The following is a 6,586-nucleotide window of genomic DNA, read 5'->3' as shown; positions in this document are numbered from 1 at the left end:
ATGAGCAATTTCGTTCAAGATCAAGGATCGCGAAAAAAATAACCGGAGTCATATAAATGATATTACGAGGATTATTTTTTGAGCATGACGCCGAGATTGGGCGAAAGGGCCATTTCTGGATGGGCACGAGGCTAAGCAGACAGGGGGACAGCTTCTTGACAGGTCCATGTTGACGCGCTAAGGCAAAGGTAAACCACGGAGTGCAGTCATAAATGGCGGCCGGCCCGGAGCGGTGGCCGCGGGAGACGCTTAAAATGGACTTTGCCAATCTTTTCTCACCAGCCGCCATCAACGAGTGTTCCCTTCGGAACAGAATCATCATGCCCCTTTACCCCACCAAGTACGCCACTGAAAGCCGGGTCAACCCCAGGATGCTGGAGTTTTACCGGGCTCGGGCAGAAGGCGGGGTCGGCCTTATTGTTCTGGACTGCCCCTGTCTTGATTACCCCCGGGCCTATAAGGGTCCCCATGAATTGCGGATTGACCGGCCTGAATATGCCGAGAGTGTGCGGGAACTGGTTGCCGTCATCCATGGCCAGGGTGCCAGGGTCTTTATGCAGCTCAACTATCCCAAGGAAAGAACTGTTGCCCAAGGGACTCCCGGGGCCAGGAAAAAGGGCGGTAACTGGAAGGTGTCCCTGGCCAACGGCATGTCCCTGATCGAGGCAACGGAGATTCTTGAGATCATGGCCGATGGCGCGGCAAGCGCTAAAGAGCTTGGCTATGACGGCGTGGAGATCCAGGCAAGCTACGGTGACCTGATCGCCCAGCTCCTTTCCCCTTTGTTGAACAGGCGGACCGATGAACTGGGTGGTTCGGTCGAGAACCGGGCCCGTTTCCTGTGCCGCCTGATTCAAAAGGTAAAGATCGCCGCTGGCCGGCGGTTTCCGGTCATGGTCAAGCTGGTCTGCGATGAATACGTGTCACACGGCCTGGGAGTGGATGAGGCCCTGGCGATTGCCGTTCTGGTGGAAAGGTCCGGCGCTGACGCCATTGTCGCCAACGGCGGCAACAAGTCCAGCAAATTCGTGACCATTCCCGGTCACGACAGCGGGCCTGGCCCGCTGGTCGACCTGGCAACCCGGATAAAGGGCGCGGTCACCATCCCGGTTGTTGCGATCGGCAAGATAAACACCCCGGCCCTGGCCGATGCAATTATCGGCCAGGGCAAGGCGGATTTTGTTGCCATGGCCAGGGCCCTGGTCGCTGACCCGGACCTGCCGGGCAAGGCGGCTGCCGGCCGGTTCAGCGATATCAGGGGGTGTGTCTACTGCCTGGAAGACTGCGCCGACAAGGGGGTGCGGGGCATCGGCCGCTGCTGTAGCGTTAATCCCTTTGCCGGCCAGGAATATCTCTGGCAGATCAGGCCGGCGACCGAGAAAAAGAAGGTGCTGGTGGTCGGCGGCGGGCCCAGCGGCATCCAGGCGGCAATAATTGCCGACCAGCGGGGCCATGCGGTGGAGTTATGGGAACAGGACCAGCTCGGCGGTCAGATCAGACTGGCCCATCTGGCGCCCTATAAGGAGGAGATGACCGAGGTGCTGCGTTATCTGCAACACCGTCTGGCCGCTGGCACGGTATGCGTACGGACCGGGCAGGTTGCCGAGCAGGAATCAATTGTTGCCCATGCCCCGGATGTGGTGATCGTGGCCTGCGGGTCCCGGCCGGGGCGCCTCCCGGTTCCCGGCATCGATGGGAGCCAGGTTTATGATGCCCGGACGGTTTACCGGGCAAAGCCGCCACTCGGCCGGCGGCTGGTTATTATCGGCGGCAGCGACCTGGGCTGCGAAACCGCGGACTGGCTTGCCGGTCCGGACCGCCGGGTTACCATCGTTGAGATCCTGCCGGAGGTACTTGCCAGGATGAAAAAAATTCCCAGGCAGCGGCTGCTGGCCCGGCTCCAGGAAAAAGAGGTAACCATTCTGACCGAAACCCGGCTGGTGGCCCTTGAGAAAAAAGGGGTCCATCTCATCGACAAACAGGGTCAAGGGCGTTTCCTGGCGGCGGACAATGTTATCCTGGCAATTAACAGTGTGCCCGAGAACACGCTCCTGGCGGCACTTGCCGGTAAAATCAGGCAGGTGGTTGCCGTGGGCGACGCCGCTGTCCCGGCAAATCTTGGCGCTGCTCTCAGAAGCGGCACCGAAGCGGCCCTGGCGCTTTAACCGGTTACCGGCAGGGGAGGGCCGACATCCTGTGCCGCCCGCGAGATTCCTGGCAAGTATTTCTTTGGCCAGTGGGGAAGGCCCGGCGGAAAAAGCTCAGACCAGCCCCTGGTCGAGCATCGCATCCACCACCTTGATAAAGCCGGCAATGTTGGCGCCGACCAGGTAGTTGCCGGGCTCGCCGTATTCGGCCGCCGCCTCCAGGCAGGTGTGGTGGATGGAGTGCATGATCTGCTTGAGCCGGTTGTCCACCTCTTCCCGGGGCCAGTGGAGCCGCATCGAGTTCTGGGCCATTTCCAGGCCGGACACCGCCACCCCGCCGGCATTGGCCGCCTTGCCCGGTGCGTAGAGAAGCCCGTGTTCGAGAAAGATGTTGACCGCCTCGGGGGTGGCCGGCATGTTGGCGCCTTCACTGACCAGGCTGATCCTGTTTTTGACCATGTTTTCCGCATCGCGGCCGTTGATCTCGTTTTCCGTGGCGCAGGGAAAGGCGCAGCCGGCCGGGACATCCCAGAGCGGGTTGTAATCCAGGCCCGGGTCAGCCTCGGTGTAGACCGCGCCGGGATAATGGTCGACATACTCCTTGATCCGGCCCCTGCGGATATTTTTGAGTTCCATTATAAGGTCGAGTTTTTCCCGGTCCAGCCCCTGTTCGTCAAGGATCATCCCCGAGGAGTCGGACATGGTCACCACCCTGCCGCCCAGCTCCAGGATTTTTTCCGCGGTGTACTGAGCCACGTTGCCGCTGCCCGAGACCAGGCAGGTCTTGCCGGCCATGGTTTCAGCACGGGTGGCCAGCATCTCGGCGGCAAAATAGACCGCCCCGTAGCCAGTGGCCTGGGGCCGGATCAGGCTGCCGCCCCAGGCCAGGCTCTTGCCGGTCAGCACCCCGGTAAATTCGTTTTTCAGTTTCTTGTACATGCCGAAGAGAAAGCCGATCTCCCGGGCCCCCACCCCGATATCGCCGGCCGGAATATCGGTGTTGGCCCCGATATGGCGGAAGAGTTCAGCCATGAAGCTCTGACAGAAGCGCATCACCTCGGCGTCCGATCGCCCCTTGGGGTTGAAGTCGGAACCGCCCTTGCCGCCGCCCATGGACAGGGTGGTCAGGCTGTTCTTGAACACCTGCTCAAAGGCAAGGAATTTCATGATCCCCAGGTTGACCGAGGGGTGGAAGCGCAGTCCCCCCTTATAGGGACCAAGGGCGCTGTTCATCTCCACCCGGAACCCCCGGTTTACCCGGACCTGACCCTGGTCATCCATCCAGGGCACCCGGAAGAGAATCACCCGCTCCGGTTCGACGATCCGCTCCAGCATTCCGGCCTGCCGGTATTCCCGGTTGCGATCCAGCACCGGTTTCACCGATTCCAACACCTCATGTACGGCCTGGTGAAACTCCTTCTGGCCGGGGTCCCTGGTGGTGATCAACTCCATGATGTCGTTCATGATTTTCTCCTCTTCATGTACATGATGCCGTGGGAGGTGCTGCCGTCGATTTTGATGGTAAAGGGGGTCTTGAAGCGGATATGGCGGATTAATCCGGTCTCGACATGGGCCGGCTGGCGGGCCAGCCACTGCCAGTCGAAAAAATCGCCTTTTTTCGGTTTTTTTTCATTGATGGTGAAATAGGGGATCCCCATGGCGGTGATATTCTGGAAGAAATGGGTGCCCTGGGAAGGATCGGCGGAAAAGTGGCGGCTCCGGTGTTCGAGCATGACCCCGACCCCGGAGATATCCTGCCACTGGACCGGGATCCCCAGCCAGGGGTCGGCCGAGCCCCAGCGGCCCGGTCCGATTAAAAGATAGGGCCGTTCTTCCTTGAGCAGCCGGCTGTTGAATTTGGCTATCTCCCGGGCCGCCTGTTTGTTGGCGCCGGCCTCGGGCGAGTCCAGCCGCACCTGGACGATATCGGCGATGTCCTCCAGTTCGCCGTTGCCCAGGGCCTGGCTTGAGACGCAGAAGGCCTGTTTTTTTTCCTGCTCGCCAATCCGCACCGGCGCGGTTTTTCCGCCAGCGGCGATCGGCCGGGTCTGCAGGAGGTAAAAGGCGCCCGTGTTCCCTGCGTCGGGCAGTTCAACCACGAATTCAATCTCCACCGCACAGCCCATGCCGGTGCGGGCCAGGCCCAGCACCTCGGTGAGCAGTTCGGGCAGGGGCAGCAGCTTGTGCTTGAGGATCCGGGCATAGGTCAACACCCGGATGCCGCCGGTGCCGCTGTCCCTGATCCGGTGTTCGTCCGGGAGGTAGGCGCTGGTCAGGGCGGCCACCGGCGCTTCGGTTGCGGCCCGGCTCAGCAGTCGTCTTTCCAGATTGGCGTTGGCACTGAAACGGAGTTCCGGCAGAGGGTCTTGCAGTCGCAGGGCGTAAAAGTATCGCTGGCTGTTGGCCAGCATATCATCCACGGTGGAGAACTGGGGCAGGTGCTCGGGATAGGCGGGCGAGAACCGCAGGCTCTGTTCGCCCTCGACCACGGTTTTGCCGAATCCCAGGGCCAGGTTGACGATTCCGTCCTCGGGCCGCATCGGCCCCACCGGGTAATAGTTATAGGATTGGGCCGTTCCCGAGATGGCCGGATAGAAGAACTCGCCATGATCGCGGCCGGCCAACACCTGGACGATGACCGCCATCCCTTCCCGCCGGCCGGAGGGATGGATGGTGCGGGCAAAGGCCCGGGGACCGGCAAAATAGGTGGAGGCAAATACCAGTTTGACCGCATCGAGCAGTTGGGCCAGCCGCCGGGCGAATCCGGGCTGGTTGTTGGCCAGCATATAGGTTGAGTAGAGTCCGGCAAATGGCCTGAAATGGGCGTCTTCAAGGATGCTTGACGAGCGGACCGTGAGCGGCGCCCGGACCTGGGCCAGGAAAGAGGCGAGCAACTCGGTCAGCCAGCCGGGCATCTCCGCGGCCAGGAAGCGGGCCGCGATTTCCTCGTCCGGGGTGGCCGGGAAGGGGGCGGTGAGTTGGTTATGCTCCATAAAGGCGTCAAAGCCGTTGGTGGTGATGACCAGGGTCTTGGGGATCCGGATCGGCAGGTCCGGGAATTGTTCGCCAAGTTCCTGCTGCCTGGCCAGGACCATGGCCATGAAGGCCAGGCCCAGGGCCTTGCCGCCCATTGAACCGGTGCCGATCTTGACGAAATCCATGATCTCGGGATCGTAACTCCTGGGATTGTACTGGGCCACCACCCCCTGCTGGCGGAGCCGGCGCAGGGTATGGACTTGGTCGATGATCTCGCGCCGCATTTCCCCGGGATCGGTCAACCGGTTGAGCCGGTCCCGGTGCAGGTTGGCAGCCAGGTCTATTTCAGAGCGGGCCATGACCCAGTTGGAAAAATGGTTGCGGCCGGCATGGTAGAGAAGGCTCTCGGCCGGGATGGCCGCCAGTTTTGCCTCAAGGGCGGCGAGATTCTCGGCCCGGTCGATTTCAGTGCCGTCGGGCAGGCGGAAGACGAAATCGCCGAACCCGAGATGGTTGAGGAAAAAGTCGTGCAGCCCCTCCTGGAGCCCGGGGGCGCTCTTGTCCATGAACACGGCCGGGATTTCCAGGGCCGGTTCCCGGTTGCCCGGGTCTGAACTGAGCAGGAGCAGGGGCATGTCCGCCACCTTTTTACGGACATGGGCCAGGAGTTTCAGCCCGGCCCGGTCGTCCGGCTTGCCTGATTTGCGAAAGCGGGTATCCGAGATAATGCCGAACAGATAGGGCCGAAAGCGGCGAAACAGGGCCAGGGCCTGTTCATAGCTCTCCGCCACCAGGATCTTGGGCCGGGCCCGCATCTTGAGGATCCGGTGCTCCTCGTTCAAGGTCTCGCCCAGCACCGCCTGGGTCTGTTGCACCACCTCCCGGTAGATCAGCGGCAGGAAAAAGGAGCGGTAATGGGGCGAATCCTCAACCAGCAGGAGGACCCGGACCATGGCGAGGCGGGTGTCGGTATTGACGTTGAGCCGGTCTTCCAGGCTCTTGATCAGGGCCAGCAGCAGGGCCGGGTTGGGCGACCAGATATAGAAGTAATCGATTCCCGGCAGGGTGGTCTGCTCCGGGTCCCGGACCAGTCCGCTCAAGCGGTGGGCCAGGAGGATGACCGGCAGCCGGGGGTGGATCTTCTTGATCTCCAGCCCCAGGGCGAAACAATCCATCTCGCCCACCTGGGGCATGGTGATCACCATGTCGAAATGACGGTTCCGCACCGCGGCCAGGGCCTCGCCGGCCGAGGCGACCCGGGTGGTCCGCGGCGGCCGGGTCAGGTTCAGCCCCTGGTATTCGTTGACGATCCGGGAGGCGAGGCTGTCGTCCTCTTCCATGATAAAGGCGTCGAACGGGCTGAGCACCAGGAGGATCTCCAGGATCCGCTTGGCCATCAACTCATGGTATACCTTGAACTTGGCGTCGTAGGTGATGGGCTGGGGCAGGGGGTGGGTCATGCT

Annotated in this window: 3 protein-coding genes; 1 reads left to right on the top strand and 2 read right to left on the bottom strand. The window is 61.8% G+C overall.

All coding sequences use genetic code 11. The features are described 5' to 3' along the window. Window positions 1-212: 212 nt before the first annotated feature. Window positions 213-2,165, top strand: coding sequence for an FAD-dependent oxidoreductase (locus tag L3J03_06865; GenBank protein ID MCF6290697.1), 1,953 nt, complete (start codon window positions 213-215; stop codon window positions 2,163-2,165). Window positions 2,166-2,261: 96 nt separating this feature from the next. On the opposite strand, the gene gdhA is transcribed toward L3J03_06865, so the two are convergent. Both gdhA and L3J03_06855 read right to left on the bottom strand, forming a co-directional pair. Continuing rightward, on the bottom strand, window positions 2,262-3,611 hold the full coding sequence (gene gdhA / locus L3J03_06860) for an NADP-specific glutamate dehydrogenase (GenBank protein ID MCF6290696.1): 1,350 nt from the start codon (window positions 3,609-3,611) through the stop codon (window positions 2,262-2,264). Then, entirely contained in the window at window positions 3,608-6,583 is a 2,976-nt protein-coding gene (locus tag L3J03_06855; protein ID MCF6290695.1) for a phosphoenolpyruvate synthase/pyruvate phosphate dikinase, read from the bottom strand. Before L3J03_06855 ends, gdhA begins: the two co-directional genes overlap by 4 nt. Between the last annotated feature and the right edge of the window lie 3 nt (window positions 6,584-6,586).

The organism is Desulfobacterales bacterium (genome assembly GCA_021647905.1).
GTDB lineage: Bacteria > Desulfobacterota > Desulfobulbia > Desulfobulbales > BM004 > JAKITW01.
This window is presented reverse-complemented; position numbering and strand designations above follow the sequence as displayed.

What these genes read in the sequence shown, in the direction of transcription:
- L3J03_06855 (MCF6290695.1), bottom strand. Translation starts at nt 6,583, where the DNA reads ATGACCCACCCCCTGCCCCAGCCCATCACCTACGACGCCAAGTTCAAG.
- L3J03_06865 (MCF6290697.1), top strand. Translation starts at nt 213, where the DNA reads ATGGCGGCCGGCCCGGAGCGGTGGCCGCGGGAGACGCTTAAAATGGAC.
- gdhA (MCF6290696.1), bottom strand. Translation starts at nt 3,611, where the DNA reads ATGAACGACATCATGGAGTTGATCACCACCAGGGACCCCGGCCAGAAG.